General features: G+C 70.3%; 11 protein-coding genes. 6 read left to right on the top strand and 5 right to left on the bottom strand.

Going from position 1 to position 14,245, the window contains the following annotated elements; all coding sequences use genetic code 11:
* Positions 1–220: 220 nt before the first annotated feature.
* Together C1707_RS20435 and C1707_RS20430 are read left to right on the top strand one after the other, a co-directional pair.
* Positions 221–1,450 (top strand): class I SAM-dependent RNA methyltransferase, encoded by a 1,230-nt coding sequence (locus C1707_RS20435; protein WP_101714809.1) that lies wholly within the window; start codon positions 221–223, stop codon positions 1,448–1,450.
* A 7-nt stretch (positions 1,451–1,457) separates the two neighbouring features.
* Complete coding sequence (locus C1707_RS20430) at positions 1,458–2,534, top strand: class I SAM-dependent methyltransferase (RefSeq protein WP_101714810.1); 1,077 nt, start codon at positions 1,458–1,460, stop codon at positions 2,532–2,534.
* Positions 2,535–2,730: 196 nt separating this feature from the next.
* Here C1707_RS20430 and C1707_RS20425 read toward each other — a convergent pair whose 3' ends face one another.
* The 3 genes from C1707_RS20425 to C1707_RS20415 all read right to left on the bottom strand — a co-directional run bounded on the left by C1707_RS20425 (position 2,731) and on the right by C1707_RS20415 (position 5,381).
* Entirely contained in the window at positions 2,731–3,513 is a 783-nt protein-coding gene (locus tag C1707_RS20425) for a VOC family protein (RefSeq protein WP_101714811.1), read from the bottom strand.
* Between the two features lie 102 nt (positions 3,514–3,615).
* Positions 3,616–4,041 (bottom strand): GFA family protein, encoded by a 426-nt coding sequence (locus C1707_RS20420; RefSeq protein WP_240633758.1) that lies wholly within the window; start codon positions 4,039–4,041, stop codon positions 3,616–3,618.
* Between the two features lie 233 nt (positions 4,042–4,274).
* On the bottom strand, positions 4,275–5,381 hold the full coding sequence (locus C1707_RS20415) for a PA0069 family radical SAM protein (RefSeq protein WP_101714812.1): 1,107 nt from the start codon (positions 5,379–5,381) through the stop codon (positions 4,275–4,277).
* Positions 5,382–5,462: 81 nt separating this feature from the next.
* Between C1707_RS20415 and C1707_RS20410 the strand changes: the two genes are divergently transcribed.
* Both C1707_RS20410 and C1707_RS20405 read left to right on the top strand, forming a co-directional pair.
* Positions 5,463–5,942 (top strand): glycosyltransferase family protein, encoded by a 480-nt coding sequence (locus tag C1707_RS20410; protein WP_101714813.1) that lies wholly within the window; start codon positions 5,463–5,465, stop codon positions 5,940–5,942.
* 171 nt (positions 5,943–6,113) lie between these two features.
* The gene (locus C1707_RS20405) at positions 6,114–7,880 is read left to right on the top strand and encodes a chloride channel protein (protein ID WP_101714814.1); all 1,767 of its coding nucleotides are present in this window, start codon (positions 6,114–6,116) and stop codon (positions 7,878–7,880) included.
* A 148-nt stretch (positions 7,881–8,028) separates the two neighbouring features.
* Here the strand turns inward: C1707_RS20405 and C1707_RS20400 are convergent, their stop codons facing one another.
* Both C1707_RS20400 and C1707_RS20395 read right to left on the bottom strand, forming a co-directional pair.
* Positions 8,029–9,483: a lytic transglycosylase domain-containing protein gene (locus C1707_RS20400; RefSeq protein WP_240633757.1), complete on the bottom strand. Its 1,455-nt coding sequence runs from the start codon at positions 9,481–9,483 to the stop codon at positions 8,029–8,031.
* Positions 9,484–9,659: 176 nt separating this feature from the next.
* Complete coding sequence (locus C1707_RS20395) at positions 9,660–10,481, bottom strand: uracil-DNA glycosylase (RefSeq protein WP_101714816.1); 822 nt, start codon at positions 10,479–10,481, stop codon at positions 9,660–9,662.
* 166 nt (positions 10,482–10,647) lie between these two features.
* Between C1707_RS20395 and C1707_RS20390 the strand changes: the two genes are divergently transcribed.
* Both C1707_RS20390 and C1707_RS20385 read left to right on the top strand, forming a co-directional pair.
* Positions 10,648–12,321: an electron transfer flavoprotein-ubiquinone oxidoreductase gene (locus C1707_RS20390; RefSeq protein ID WP_101714817.1), complete on the top strand. Its 1,674-nt coding sequence runs from the start codon at positions 10,648–10,650 to the stop codon at positions 12,319–12,321.
* A 181-nt stretch (positions 12,322–12,502) separates the two neighbouring features.
* Entirely contained in the window at positions 12,503–14,242 is a 1,740-nt protein-coding gene (locus tag C1707_RS20385) for a tetratricopeptide repeat protein (protein WP_101714818.1), read from the top strand.
* The last annotated feature ends 3 nt before the right edge of the window (positions 14,243–14,245 follow it).

The raw sequence follows: 14,245 nt of genomic DNA, 5'->3' as shown, positions 1-14,245 counted from the left end.
GCAACATGCCAAGCGGTTCCTGAACGGTCGTTGACCGGACCGTTCATCTTCGTTCACGCACCAGTTCGTTCACGCATGCGGGCGCCGAATGGGGTATGGACGCGCTCGAACTGGCTTCTTCGGCGTCGAACTGGGCGCGGACGAGGCGAAAATGGGGCCACGCCTGCGGCGAGGCTTGAACGGATCGGAACCGGTCAAGGTTCCCGAAGGCGACTTTGGAATGCGTGAACTGAAAATCGACGCCGTGGGCGGCCAGGGCGACGGCGTCGCCGCCGGCCCGGCCTTCGTGCCCCTGACCCTGCCGGGCGAGCGGATCACCGCCCGCATGGAAGGCCAGCGCGGCGAACTGGCCGAGATCCTGGAGGCCAGCCCCGACCGCGTCGATCCGGCCTGCAAGCATTTCGGTCATTGCGGCGGCTGCGCGCTGCAGCACTGGGACATCGCGCCCTATCTCGACTGGAAGCGAGAGCAGGTGCGCCTGCAGCTGAAGCGCGAGCGGATCGAGGTCGAGATCCTGCCGACCTTCGCCTCGCCGCCGGCCTCGCGCCGCCGGGTGGCGCTGCACGCGCGCGGCGGCAAGGGCGGCGTGCGCCTGGGCTTCAAGGAGCGCCGCTCGTGGAACCTGGTGAAGATCGAGGAATGCCCGGTCGCCCATCCCAAGATTGTCGCCGCGCTGCCGGGCCTGGCGCGGCTGGCCCAGCCGTTCCTGGAGCACCCGAAGTCGGCTCCGACCCTGCACGTCACCCTGACCGGCACGGGCCTGGACATCGACGTCACCGGCGTGGAGCGCAAGAGCGGCGGGCTGTCGGCCGACGCCCGCGTGCAGGCGGCCATGACCGCCGGCGAGTTCGACTTCGCCCGCGTCACCCTGGCCGGCGAGACGCTGTACATGGCCCGCCAGCCGCTGGTGAAGCTGGGGCCCGCCATCGTGCCGCTGCCGGCCGGTTCGTTCCTGCAGGCGGTGCCGTCGGCCGAACAGGCCATGGCCGAGTTCGCCCTGGCGCACGTGGCGGGGGCGGCGAAGGTCGCCGACCTGTTCAGCGGCGTGGGCACCTTCACCTTCCGCCTGGCGCAGGAGGCCTCGGTCTACGCCGCCGACTTCGCCGAGCCGGCCATCGCGGCGCTGAAGGCGGCCGTCGGCTCGGCCCCGGGCCTGAAGGCGATCGTCGCCGAAGCCCGCGACCTGACCCGCCGGCCGATGCTGTCGAGCGAACTGGACAAGATGGACGCGGTGGTCTTCGACCCGCCGCGCGCCGGCGCGCTGGAGCAGACCGTCGAGATCGCCAAGTCCAAGGTCTCGCGCGTCGTCGGGGTGTCGTGCAATCCGGCGACCTTCGCCCGCGACGCGGGCCTGCTGATCGACGCCGGCTTCAAGCTCGAGAAGGTGCTGCCGGTGGACCAGTTCCTCTGGTCGCCGCATATTGAGCTGGTCGGGGTGTTTTCGCGATGAGGCGAGGATGGGCCAAGCCAGCGGCCGGAACGATAGGCTAGGGGCCGAGCGGCGAGGGGCGTTCGCCCTCGACGCCGCCGCCCAGCGCGGCAAGGCCGTCGCCAAGGCGGCCTGGTGGACGGCGGCCGGCGGGCTGGCCAAGTTCATCACCCGTCCGACCGAGGGCAAGGCCGCGCCGCGCTTCGCCTCCGACGCCCCGCCGGTGTCGCGGGGACGGCTGCGCCGGGCCTACATGTCGGCGTTCGAGAAGGACGCCGCCGACGTCGCCGCCGGACTCTATCCGCCGATGGAGGACGCGCCCAGCCACCCGGCCGCCTCGATCCTCAAGGCCTGGGACTTCCTGGCCGACGCCCGCGCGGTGGACGAGCGCCGCCGGCGCGGCGATGGCGTCGAGGTGCGCGACGATCCCAAGAGCCAGGGCTATCCCGCCTATTACCGGCAGAACTTTCACTACCAGACCGGCGGCTGGTTCACCGCCGACAGCGCCCGTCGCTACGACGCCCAGGTCGAGGCGCTGTTCTCGGGCGCGGCGGGAGCGATGCGCAGGCGGGCGCTGAGCCTGTTGGCGCGGCATTGGCGGGGGCGCGACCAGCGCGACCTGCGGGCCGTGGACGTGGCCTGCGGCTCCGGCGCGTTCCTGCACGATCTGGCGCGGGCCTTTCCGCGCGCGGGCCTGGCGGGGCTGGACCTATCGCCGGCCTATCTGACCGAAGCCCGCACGCGCTCGGGGCGGGGCATGATGCAGGCCAACGCCGAGCGGCTGCCGCTGGCTGACGACAGCCTGGACGCGGTGACCTGCGTCTACCTGTTCCACGAACTGCCGCCGCGCGTCCGTCCCATCGTCGCGGCCGAGATCGCTCGGGTGCTGAAGCCCGGCGGCGTGCTGGCCTTCGCCGATTCCGTCCAGCCCTCAGACGAGCCGCAACTGGCGAGGATGCTCGAGGCGTTCCCGGCCTATTTCCACGAGCCGTTCTACGGCAGCTACGCCGAGACGGACCTGGAGGCCCTGTTCGGCGCGGCGGGGCTGCGGGTGGCGGGGCGCGACAAGGCGTTCCTGACCAAGGCGCTGCTACTGGAGAAGTGATCCAGCGAGCTCCTTTATCGCACTTTTCAACGCCTTCCCGGGCCTCGTGCCCGGGATCCATCGTCCAGCCGCTCAGACCTTTCAAAGTCTGTCTGTGTCTGAGCAGCGGCCGGCATGGGCCCTCGCCACAAGGGCGAGGGAAGCATTGAAAAGTGAAGGCCAAGCGGGAGCGCCCACCCGCCTGGCCCTACCAACGTCACTTCTCCTGGCTGACCACCGCGAACCCCGCGCCCTGAGGATCGCTCGCCATGTAGATCCAGCTGCCGCCGGGCACCTGGTGGACGTCCATCATGGTGGTCGCGCCGGCCGCCAGGGCGCGGTCGCGGGCCGCCGAGGCGCTGTCGACCTGGGCGTAGTAGTTCCAGAACGAGACCGGCATGTCGGGCAGCCTGGTCATCATGCCGCCGACGTCGGGACCGCCCGCCTCGTAGGCGAACAGCTGGTAGGTGCCCATCGGGCCCATGTCGATGGCCATGGTCTTCACCCAGCCGAACAGCTTGGAATAGAAGGCGAAGGCCCCCTCGAGGTCGCCGGCCATCAGTTCGCGCCAGCCGAACGTGCCGGGGGCGCCGTCGGCCGGCTGCGGCGGGATCTCGTCGCGCGGAAAGGGCTTGAACAGGGTGAAGACCGCGCCATACGGATCGGCGACGACCGAGAAGCGGCCCACGGTCGGGATGTCGTCGGGGGGCATGAACACCGAGCCGCCGGCTTCGACCACCTTGCCGACATAGGCGTCGACGTCGTCGACGAAGATGTAGCCGATCCAGCCGGGGCGGGCGCCTTCCGGACAGCCGCCCTCGGGCGTGAAGACGCCGCCGACGCCGGCATCACCCACGTTGAGGATCATGTACGGGGTCGGGCCAGGCATGCCGGAATCCGTCGGCGTCCAGCCCACCACCTTGGCGTAGAAGGCCGACGCGGCGTGCACGTCGGTGGTCATCAGTTCGTACCAGCCGAACCGGCCATGGGTTTCCGACATCGCTCTCTCCCTTTGTTCGGCCCCGGCTTGGGCCGTGTTCGGCGCAAGGACGAACAGTGGACGTCCGTCCCGACATCGGGCCGCCAGGCGGCGCGTGATCTTTCAGTCCGGCATGGTGTGGAAGGTCGCCAGGCCCTGCGGCAGCACCACCCAGTCGGGCTTGTCGCGCAGGAACAGCGCCATGGTCGGCGAAAACAGCGAGGCGTCGTCCAGCGAGCCGGCGTAGATCGTGTGGCTGTCGCACGCTCCGACCTCGCCGCCGAAGACGAGGCCGCCGCAGGCCGGGCAGGCGTTGCGCAGGGCCTCGCCGCCGCTGAAGGCGGGCGAGCGGACCTTCAGCGTGTCGCCGGTGACCGTCACCGCCGAGGCCGGAAAGCCCATGAACGGCACGAAGCCCGAGCCCGAGGCCTTGCGGCAGTCGGCGCAGCAGCAATAGCCCTGATACATCGGCTCGCCCGCGGCGCTCCAGCGCACGGCGCCGCACGGACACCCTCCGGCGTAACGGTGTTCGTTCGTCATGGGCGGCATTGATAGGCCTCCGCGCGAAGGGTGCAAGCGGGGATGCTCCTGAACGTCTTCTTGCATCGCCAAGCCCGTCATCCCGGAAAGCGCGCAGCGCTTATCCGGGACCCAGGGGACGCCGCACTGCGCCGGCCATCACCAAGGCGGCCGGTCCAGACGCCGAGCCCAGTCCCCTGGGTCCCGGCTCTACGCGCTGCGCGCTTCGGCCGGGATGACGGACAGAGAGTATGGTGGAACAGCTAGAACAAACTCAACTGATCCCCCGCCTTGGGCGGGACGCGGAACTGGGAGGTGTCGAGGCGGGGCAGGGGCCTGTCGAGCTCGAAGCGCTTGAGGGCGGCGTGGAAGCGCTGGTTCAGCACCTCGGCCACGGGGCCTTCGCCGGTCATGCGCTTGCCGAACTCGCTGTCGTAGGCGGCCCCACCGCGCATCTGCCGCACCAGCGACATCACCCGCTTGGCGCGGTCGGGATGGTCGGTGGCCAGCCACTGCTCGAATAGGCCGTGGATCTCCATCGGCAGGCGGATGGCGACGTAGCCGGCGGCCACGGCGCCGGCTTCCCTGGCGCGTTCCAGCACCGCCTCCATTTCGTGGTCGTTCAGCGACGGGATGGCCGGCGCGAACATCACGATGGTCGGCACGCCGGCCTGCGAAAGCTGGCGCACGGCGTCGAGCCGGCGTTCGGGCGTAGCGGCGCGCGGCTCCATGCTGCGGGCTAGCTTGCGATCCAGCGTCGTGATCGACACCGCCGCCCGGGCCAGGCCCGCGCGGCCCATCTCGCCCAGGATGTCGAGATCGCGGGTGATCAGGGCCGATTTGGTGATGATCGAGAACGGGTGGCGAAAGCGGCTGAGCGTCTCCAGCACGCCCCGGGTGACGCGCAGACCGCGTTCCTGCGGCTGGTAGGGGTCGGTGTCGCCGCCGATATGGACGCTGCCCACCTTGTAGGTCGGCTTGGACAGCTCGCGATCGAGCAGCTTGCCGGCCTCGGGCTTGAAGAACAGCTTGCTCTCGAAGTCGAGGCCGGGCGAGAGGCCCAGATAGGCGTGGGCCGGACGGGCGTAGCAGTAGATGCAGCCGTGCTCGCAGCCCCGGTAGGGATTGATGGAGCGGTCGAAGCCCACGTCGGGGCTCTTGTTGCGGGCGATGACGGTCTTGGACTTCATGGCCAGCACGCTGGTGGTCAGCGGGCGGGCGGCGTTGTCGTCTTCCGTCCAGCCGTCGTCGAACGGCTCGGACGTCAGGCTCTCGTAGCGGCCGGTCTCGTTGCTGCGCGCGCCGCGTCCGCGCAGGGCGACGGTCCCTTGCTTGTAGGCGGTGTCGGTGAACGAGCGGCGGGTCTGCATGCGGGCATCCTACGCTCGCAGCGAGAACATAACAAGAACCATGCTTGACGGCCTGCGGGCCGAGGCTCCAAAGGCGGGGACATGATCTCGGTGATCCTTCCGGCCGTCGCGCCTGCTCATGCGCTCGCCCAGCTTCTGGCCCAGCTGGTGCCGGCGGCTGTCGACGGCCTCGTCAAGGAGGTGGTGATCGCCGGCGCGGCCGAGCCGGGGCTGGAGGCCCTGATCGAGGACAGCGGCGCGCGGTTCGTGGCGGCGGCGGGCGACCGCGGGGCGCTGCTGTCGGCGGGAGCCGCCGTGGCGCGGGGCGACTGGATCCTGACGCTGGACCCGTCGCGCGGCCTGCCGGAGACCTGGCGCGGACCGGTCGAGGCGCATCTGGCCGGCGGCGCGGGCGCGGCGGCGCTGCTGCTGGCGCCGGGCGGCTGGCTGGCGCGGCTGAACGCGGCGCCGCTGGGGCTTTTGGTGCGGCGACGGGACTATGTGGCGACGAGCGGTTTCGCCGGGAGCGCGCCGGAAAAGGCGCTAGCCGGGCGGCTGAAGGCGCGGCGGGTCAAGGTTTAACTCATTCCCCGGTCTTCGCTCCTCCCCCGTTTACGGGGAGGGGGACCGCGAAGCGGTGGAGGGGGCGAGGCTGGGCGGGGCGGCGGCGGTCGCCCCTCCGTCACGCTGCGTATCCGCAGCGCGCCACCTCCCCCGTTGCACGGGGGAGGAGTAGCGCGTTATCGAGAACTCATGTCGATCGCCCACGCCTCAGCCGCCGCATCCGTGAAGTGGGTCGGCTGGCTGCGGCGCCGGATCCGGTCTAGCGAGCTGTGGCTGATCGCCGTGGCGACGCTGATCGGGGTGGCGGCAGGGACCTTCGCGGTCGTGCAGGCCCAGGTGGCGCACGGCCTACAGATGCTGCTGTTCGAGATCGACATCAACGAGCGGCTCAGCGCCCAGAGCCACGTCGCGCCGTGGCGGCTGCTGGCCATTCCGCTGGGCGGCCTGCTGCTGGGCGGGATCACCTGGGCGTGGACGAAGTATCGCCCGCGCCCGGCCGTCGACCCGGTGGAGGCCAACGCCCTGCACGGCGGGCGGCTGTCGATGAAGGACAGCGCCTTCATCTGCGGCCAGACCATGCTGTCGAACGGCGTGGGGGCTTCCGTCGGGCTGGAGGCGGCCTATGCCCAGGCCGGCGCGGCGGCGGCTTCGTTCGCCGGCCAGCGGCTGAACCTGCGGCGGGCCGACATGCGCACCCTGGTGGGCGCCGGCGCTGGCGCGGCGATCGCCGCGGCGTTTGGCGCGCCGCTGACGGGGGCCTTTTACGCCTTCGAGATCGTCATCGGGGCCTACACCGTCGCCAACCTGGCGCCCGTGGTCGCCGCCGCCCTGGCCGCGGTGCTGGTGGCCAGCAAGATGGGCGCGATCCCGTATCTGCTGAAGACCGACACCCAGGCCGTGCAGTCGTGGACCGATTACGGCCTCTATGCGCTGGTAGGCCTGGCCTGCGCGATCGTCGGCATCGGCCTGATGCGCCTGGTGGCCAACGCCGAGCGCCTGGTGACCCGTTCGCCGATCCCGCGCTGGCTGCGGCCGGCGATCGGCGGCATGGGCCTGGCGGCGCTGGCGGTGATCACGCCGCAGACGCTGTCGGCGGGCCATGGCGCGCTGCACATCAACCTGACCGCCGAGCTGCCGCTGAAGCTGCTGCTGATGCTGCTGGCCATGAAGGCCCTGGCCTCGGTGATCTCGCTGAGCTTCGGCTTCCGGGGCGGGCTTTTCTTCGCCTCGCTGTTCCTGGGCGCGCTGCTAGGCCAGGTGTTCTCGGCCATCTCGCTGCTGATCCCGTGGGCGCCCAGCCTGGATCCGACCGTGGCGGCGCTGGTCGGCATGGCCGCCCTGGGCGTGGCCGTGGTCGGCGGGCCCTTCACCATGTCGTTCCTGGTGCTGGAGGCCACGGGCGACTTCACCGTGGCGGCCGCGGCCCTGGTGGCCTCGATGATCGCCAGCGCCATGGTGCGCGAGACCTTCGGCTACTCGTTCTCGACCTGGCGGCTGCACCTGCGCGGCGAGACCATCCGCAGCGCCCACGACGTCTCGTGGATGCGGCCGTTGAGCGCCGGCCGGATGATGCGCAAGGACGTCCAGACCGTGCCGGCCGAGACCACGCTGGCCGAATTCCGCCGCCGCTTCCCGCTGGGCTCGACCAAGCGGGTGGTCATGGTCGACGAGGCCGGGCTCTATGCGGGCGTGATCCCCACGGCCAAGGCCTATGCCGACGGCGGCGACGGCGACAAGCCGGTGGCGGGCCTGGCCATCAACGCCGAGGCGGCCCTGAAGCCCGAACAGTCGATCAAGGACGTCATGCGCGCCTTCGACCGCAGCGAAACCGACGAACTGGCGGTGATCGACGACAAGCGCAACGTGCTGGGCGTGCTGTCGGAAGCCTACGCCACGCGGCGCTATGCGGAAGAGCTTGAAAAAGCGCGGCGGGAGCTGACGGGCGAGGCGGGTTAGGTCACGAGGAACCTCTCCCTTTGGGGGAGGTGGCCGAAGGCCGGTGGGGGGAAGGTTTCAGCTTCCGCCGAGTTGGACGGGCAAGCTTCTATTGCCCCACCGATCGCTTCGCGATCACCTCCCCCACAGGGGGAGGTTCCTTCGCGGCCTACATGTCCAGCCGGAAGTCGATGACCTTCGCGCCGCTGGCTACGGCGTCCAGCGTCCTGGTCTCGGCGCCGAGCAGGCGGCGATAGGTCCAGTACGAGGCCATGACCTTCTCGACGTAGTTGCGGGTCTCGAGCGCGGGCAGGCTCTCGATCAGCAGCAGGCTGTCGCAGTCGGCGCCCAGCTGCTGCTGCACCTTCAGCAACGTGCCTGGACCGCCGTTGTAGGCGGCCACGGCGCGCAGGATGTCGGGGCTCTGCAGGCCGCGGTCCATCAGCCAGGTGAAGTAGTCCTGACCGACCCGCAGGTTGAAGGCCGGGTCGAACAAGGGGGTGTTGTCGGCCAGCAGCTTGTCGTCGCCGGCGGCGCGTGCGGCGGCCACCGGCATCAGCTGCATCAGGCCCACGGCGCCGGCGCCGGACACGGCCATCGGGTCGAAGCGGCTTTCCTGGCGCACCAGGGCGTAGACCAGCGCCTTGTTCAGCGTGAAGCCGCCCTTGGGCTCCAGCTCGGGCAGGGGATAGTCCTCGCCGCCGATCTTCTTGACCGGGCGGCCGGCGTTGAAAGGCGCGCGGGCGTTCAGCGCCAGGGTCAGGGCGCTCCAGTCGGCGCGGGCCTTGTCGTCGGCGGCCAGGGACAGGCCGGCCCGCAGCTCGGCGCCGGCCTCGTTCCAGCGGCCCAGTTGCGCCAGCGAGGCGGCGCGGCGGGCGCGTATGTCGCCGGCCAGCAGCTTGTTCAGCGAGGCCGGATCGGGACCGCTGTAGGAGACGCGGGTGATCAGGGCGGCGATCGGGTCGTCGGGGTCGTTGGCGACGGCCAGGCCGGCCATCGACAGCTGGCGGGCGGCGATCATGCCGTAGAAGGTCTGCGGCGCCTGGGCGGCCTGGCCCAGCAGGGCGCGGACGCCGTCGCTGTCGCCGGCCATGCCGGCCGAGCGGGCGGCCCAGAAGGCGCCGGCGGCGCGCAGCCAGTCGTCCTGGCTCTGGTCGTGGGCGACCTGCTCGAAGTAGCCGCGGGCCTCGGTGTAGGATTCGAGGCGGAACGAGGCCAGGCCCGCGATCCAGCGCTCGCCCGAGGCCTTGGCCAGCTTCAGCGCGCTCTTCACGTCGCCGGAGTAGTAGGCCTCGCGGGCGGCGCGGCCCTTGTCGGCCGGACCGGCGGCGCGGCCGCTCTGGGCGACGTCGACGAACAGTTCGGGGGCCTTGGGCGCGGCCACGCGGGCCGGCTTGCGCTTCATGGCCAGGGCATAGACGCGATCGGCGCCGGCCTCGTCGCCATAGAGCTTCAGCCAGCCGGTCAGGTCGTCGAAGCTGGCGGTGTAGGCCGTCGGGTGCATCAGCCGCACCAGCGACAGCTTGCCGATCAGGCTGCGGTTGCGGGTGTTGGCGAAGGCGGCCTCGGCGGCGTCGAAGTCGCCGCGCTCGGCGGCCCCGAAGGCCGCCTGATAGTAGCGCATGTCGCTGTCGGACAGCGGTTCGAGCCCTGCGGCCCTTGCTGCGGGAGCAGCGAGGTTAAGGCAAAGCGCGAGGGCCGAGACAACGGCCAGAGGGCGAGCGAAAAGCTGCAAATCGTATCCGCGCAAGCCTTTGAAAAGGCGGCGCGCGTCCCCGTTCCGACTGGTCAGCGGCTTGTTTAATGGGGCCGTTCGGGACGATCAAGCCTTTCGGCCAGCATCAGGAGGTCCTGCCAGGCCTTCTTCTTGGCCGCCGGCTGGCGCAACAGGAACGCCGGATGCAGGCTGGGCAAGGCCGGAACCTCGATCGCGCCGTCCTCCGAACGCCATTCGAACCAGCGGCCGCGAAGGGACAAAATGCCTTCTTCGCGCTTCAACATGCTCTTTGCCGAGGCGCCGCCGACCAGCAGGATCAACCTGGGCTTGACCAGGGCGATCGCTCGCTCGACGAACGGGGCGCAGACGGCCTGCTCCTGGGGCGTGGGCGTGCGGTTGCCCGGCGGACGCCAGAAGACGGTGTTGGTGATGAAGGCGCGCTCCTGCAGGCCGGCGGCCTTGAGCATGCGGTCCAGCAACTGGCCGGCGCGGCCCACGAAGGGCTCGCCGCGAGCGTCTTCCTCGGCGCCGGGGCCTTCGCCGACGACCATCACCGGCGCGTCGCCGGGCCCGCGCGAGAACACGGCCTGCTTGGCGCCTTGGGTCTTCAGCGGGCAGCCGTCGAAGGCGGCGATGGCGGCGGCCAGGCTTTCGAGGTCGTTGCAGGCGGCGGCCAGTTCCCTGGCGTGGGCGGCGGCCGCGCCGATGTCGATGCCGCCGAACGCGCCGGGACGGGGAGGGGGGGCGGCGACCACCACCGGCTGCGGTTGGCTGCGGGCTCGCAGCAGGGCCGCGCCTTCGGCCAGACGGTCGATCGGTTCGTCGGCGTAACAGGCCTCGACGCCCGCATCGGCCCAGAAGGCCAGCAGGCTTTCGACGGCGCGCGGATCGACGGCGAGGCTCATGAAGTTTCTCTAGCGAGTATAATGGGCTGCGTCACCGATATGTCCGCGCTGCGGTGCAACAAAAACTATCCGGTTTTCCTTGACCGCCGTGGCGTCACGTTCGGATAAAGTCCGACTCAAACAGGAAGAAGGCAGGCTCCGCGCAGGGCCTGGGGCGGGAGAAGCCATGAGCGAAGTCCTCGAACGCGAGTCGATGGAATACGACGTCGTCATCGTCGGGGGCGGCCCGGCGGGTCTGTCGGCGGCCATCCGTCTCAAGCAGCTGGCCGAGAAGGCCGGAACCGAAGTCAGCGTGGCCCTGGTCGAGAAGGGCTCGGAAGTCGGCGCGCACATTCTGTCGGGCGCGGTCATCGATCCCAAGGCGCTGAACGAGCTGATCCCGGACTGGAAGGAAAAGGGCGCGCCGCTCGAGACCCCGGTCACCAAGGACAAGTTCCTGCTGCTGGGTCCGCAGGGCGAGCTTGGCCTGCCGATGTTCGCCATGCCGCCGTTCATGCACAACCACGGCTGCTACATCGCCTCGCTGGGCAACGTCACGCGCTGGCTGGCCGCCCAGGCCGAGGAACTGGGCGTCGAGATCTATCCGGGCTTCGCGGCCTCCGACATGGTCTGGCGCGAAGACGGCTCGCTGAAGGGCGTCGTCGTCGGCGTCGTCGGCATCGCCAAGGACGGCCACGAGAAGCCCGACTACCAGCCGGGCATGGAGCTGCATGGCAAGTACGTGTTCATCGCCGAGGGCGTGCGCGGCTCGCTGGCCAAGCAACTGATCGCCAAGTTCGATCTTTCCGCCGGCAAGTCGCCGCAGAAGTACGGCATCGGCATCAAGGAGCTGTGGCAGATCCCGGCCGACAAGCACCAGCCGGGTCTGGCGCAGCACTCCACCGGCTGGCCGCTGGACAACCAGACGGGCGGCGGCAGCTTCATGTACCACTTCGGGGACAACTACGTGTCCATCGGCTACGTGGTGCACCTGAACTACAAGAACCCCTGGCTTTCGCCGTTCGACGAGTTCCAGCGCTTCAAGCAGCACCCCTCCGTGCGTCCGTACCTGGAAGGCGGCAAGCGCATCGCCTACGGCGCGCGGGCCATCACCGAGGGCGGCTATCAGTCGATCCCCAAGCTGTCGTTCCCGGGCGGCGTGCTGATCGGCTGCTCGGCCGGCTTCGTGAACGTGCCGCGCATCAAGGGCAGCCACAACGCCATGAAGACCGGCATGCTGGCCGCCGAGGAGGCGTTCAAGGCCATCGGCGCCGGCCGCCAGGGCGACGCCCTGGTCGAGTACGAAGACGCCTTCGAGAAGTCGTGGGTGGCCAAGGAGCTCAAGGTCGTCCGCAACGCCAAGCCGCTGCTGGGCAAGCTGGGGACGGCGCTGGGCGGCGCGGCCGGCATGTTCGACATGTGGTGCACGCACCTGTTCGGGGGCTTCTCGTTCTTCGGCACGCTGAAGCACGACAAGACCGACGCCGCCTCGACGGGCCTGGCCAAGGACTACCAGCCGATCGTCTATCCCAAGCCCGACGGGGTGATCAGCTTCGACAAGCTGTCGAGCGTCTTCCTGTCGGCGACCAACCACGAGGAAGACCAGCCGGCGCACCTGAAGCTGAAGGACCCGTCGATCCCGATCGACGTCAACCTGCCCAAGTACGGCGAGCCGGCGCGGCTCTACTGCCCGGCCGGCGTCTACGAGGTGCTGTACGACGAGCAGGGCGCCAATCCGAAGTTCCAGATCAACGCCCAGAACTGCGTCCACTGCAAAACCTGCGACATCAAGGATCCGTCGCAGAACATCGTCTGGACGACGCCGGAAGGCGGCGGCGGTCCGAACTATCCGAACATGTAGTCCAAACCCTCCCCCTGAAGGGGGAGGTGGCCCGGAGGGACGGAGGGGGAAGTCCCTTCGGTCTCCGGCCGGGTTGTTTCTTCTGCAGTTTCATCCCCCTCCGTCGGCTTCGCCGACACCTCCCCCTTCAGGGGGAGGATCTGAACTTGCCCCAAACCCTGAAACCGAACAGGGTGGCCGCATGATGCGTCTTCGAGTCCTCCTGTCCCTGGCTTCCACTGCCGTGCTGGCCGCCTGCGCCACGACCGAGCCGCCGCTGCGCGGGTCGCAGGAGGGCTGGAACACCTCGCCGTGGAACGGCCGCTCGGCCTATGGCCAGTTCCTGGCCGGCCAGGCGGCGCTGGAGGACGGCCGCAGCGACCAGGCCGCCGCCTATTTCCAGGCCGCGCGCAACCTGGGCGAGGACCCGGGCCTGCTGGGCGAGCGGGCCTTCACCGCCTCGCTGCTGGCGGGCGACGTCTCGCGCGCCGCCGAACTGGCGCCGCGAGCCGAGGGCGGGACCGAGGGCGTGCGGCGCCTGGGCATGCTGACGGTCGCCGTCGACGCCCTGGCGCGCGGCAAGGCCAAGGACGCGCAAGCTCTGCTGGCCGATCCGGCCCTGGGCTTTCCGCACCGCCCCGCCGTGGCCCTGCTGACGCCGTGGGCCGCACAGGCGGCCGGCGACACGGCCAAGGCCCAGACGCTGCCCGAACTGCGCAACGACCGCCTGGTGCAGTATTTCGGCCAGCTCGGCCGAGCCGAGATCCTGGAGCGGGCCGGCAAGCCCGCCGAGGCCGAAGCCGACTACAAGGCGCTGATGGAGGTGGCGACCGTCCGGCCGATGTTCGCCCTCGACTACGGCGCGTTCCTCGAGCGCCGCAAGCGCCGCGACGAGGCCGTGGCTCTCTATGATTCCATCCTCGCCGAGGCGCCGAACGACGTGGCCCTGCTGGACGCCCGGGCCCGCGCCGTGGCCCGCAAGGCGCCGCCGGCGCTGGTCAGCGGCCGCCAGGGTGCGGCCAACGCCCTGGTCGCCTGCGCGGCGGTGTTCACCAGCGAGCGCCAGAGCCAGTTCGCCCTGGCCTATCTGCGCCTGGCCCTGCACCTGGATCCCAAGCGCGAGGACGCGCTGCTGATGGTCGGCGACCTGCTGGACCAGGGCGGCGACGTCGACGGCGCCCGGGCCGCCTACGCCAAGATCCCCACCGGCTCGGCTCGCTACGCCGCCGCCCAGGGCAAGATCGCGTGGACGCTGCAGAACGCCGGTGACAAGGAAAAGGCCCTGGCCGTGGCCGAGGCGGCCGCCAAGGCGCCGGACGCCGGCCGGTCGGCCCAGCTGGTCTATGCCGACCTGCTGCGGGCCAACGACCGCTGGGCCGACGCCGTGACGGTTATCGACCCGCTGATCGAGGCCGACAAGGACAAGCCCGACTGGCGCCTGCTCTACATGCGCGGCGTGTCGCTGGAGCGCGCGGGTCGCTGGCCGGACGCCGAGCGCGACCTGGAGCAGGCCCTGGCGCTCAATCCGAACGAGCCCGAGCTGCTGAACTATCTCGGCTACTCGTGGATCGACCGCAACGAGCGGCTGCCCGAAGCGCTCTCGATGGTGCAGAAGGCCGTGAAGGCCAACCCGCAGTCGGGCGCCATGCTCGACTCGCTGGGCTGGGCCTATCACCGCCTGGGCGACGACAAGGCCGCCGTCGAACTGCTCGAGCAGGCCATCGAGATCGAGCCGGGCGACCCGGACATCAACGACCACCTGGGCGACGTCTATTGGCGCCTGGGCCGCAAGACCGAGGCCCAGTTCCAGTGGCGGCGGGTCCTGAGCCTGGAGCCGACCGACGAGCAGAAGGCCGCCGCCGAGGCCAAGCTGAAGGACGGCCTGGGCAGCAAGGGGCCGGCCAAGGCCCCGGCCGTGGCCAACGGCGCCAACGCGCTGTAGGTC

Source organism: Caulobacter flavus, assembly GCF_003722335.1.
Classification (GTDB): domain Bacteria; phylum Pseudomonadota; class Alphaproteobacteria; order Caulobacterales; family Caulobacteraceae; genus Caulobacter; species Caulobacter flavus.
Note: the sequence above shows the minus strand (reverse complement) of the source record. Positions and strands in the feature narration are given on the sequence as shown.

What these genes read in the sequence shown, in the direction of transcription:
- C1707_RS20420 (WP_240633758.1), bottom strand. Translation starts at nt 4,041, where the DNA reads ATGCCGCCCATGACGAACGAACACCGTTACGCCGGAGGGTGTCCGTGC.
- C1707_RS20405 (WP_101714814.1), top strand. Translation starts at nt 6,114, where the DNA reads ATGTCGATCGCCCACGCCTCAGCCGCCGCATCCGTGAAGTGGGTCGGC.
- C1707_RS20390 (WP_101714817.1), top strand. Translation starts at nt 10,648, where the DNA reads ATGAGCGAAGTCCTCGAACGCGAGTCGATGGAATACGACGTCGTCATC.
- C1707_RS20415 (WP_101714812.1), bottom strand. Translation starts at nt 5,381, where the DNA reads ATGCAGACCCGCCGCTCGTTCACCGACACCGCCTACAAGCAAGGGACC.
- C1707_RS20395 (WP_101714816.1), bottom strand. Translation starts at nt 10,481, where the DNA reads ATGAGCCTCGCCGTCGATCCGCGCGCCGTCGAAAGCCTGCTGGCCTTC.
- C1707_RS20435 (WP_101714809.1), top strand. Translation starts at nt 221, where the DNA reads ATGCGTGAACTGAAAATCGACGCCGTGGGCGGCCAGGGCGACGGCGTC.
- C1707_RS20400 (WP_240633757.1), bottom strand. Translation starts at nt 9,483, where the DNA reads ATGCGCTACTATCAGGCGGCCTTCGGGGCCGCCGAGCGCGGCGACTTC.
- C1707_RS20430 (WP_101714810.1), top strand. Translation starts at nt 1,458, where the DNA reads ATGGGCCAAGCCAGCGGCCGGAACGATAGGCTAGGGGCCGAGCGGCGA.
- C1707_RS20425 (WP_101714811.1), bottom strand. Translation starts at nt 3,513, where the DNA reads ATGTCGGAAACCCATGGCCGGTTCGGCTGGTACGAACTGATGACCACC.
- C1707_RS20410 (WP_101714813.1), top strand. Translation starts at nt 5,463, where the DNA reads ATGATCTCGGTGATCCTTCCGGCCGTCGCGCCTGCTCATGCGCTCGCC.
- C1707_RS20385 (WP_101714818.1), top strand. Translation starts at nt 12,503, where the DNA reads ATGATGCGTCTTCGAGTCCTCCTGTCCCTGGCTTCCACTGCCGTGCTG.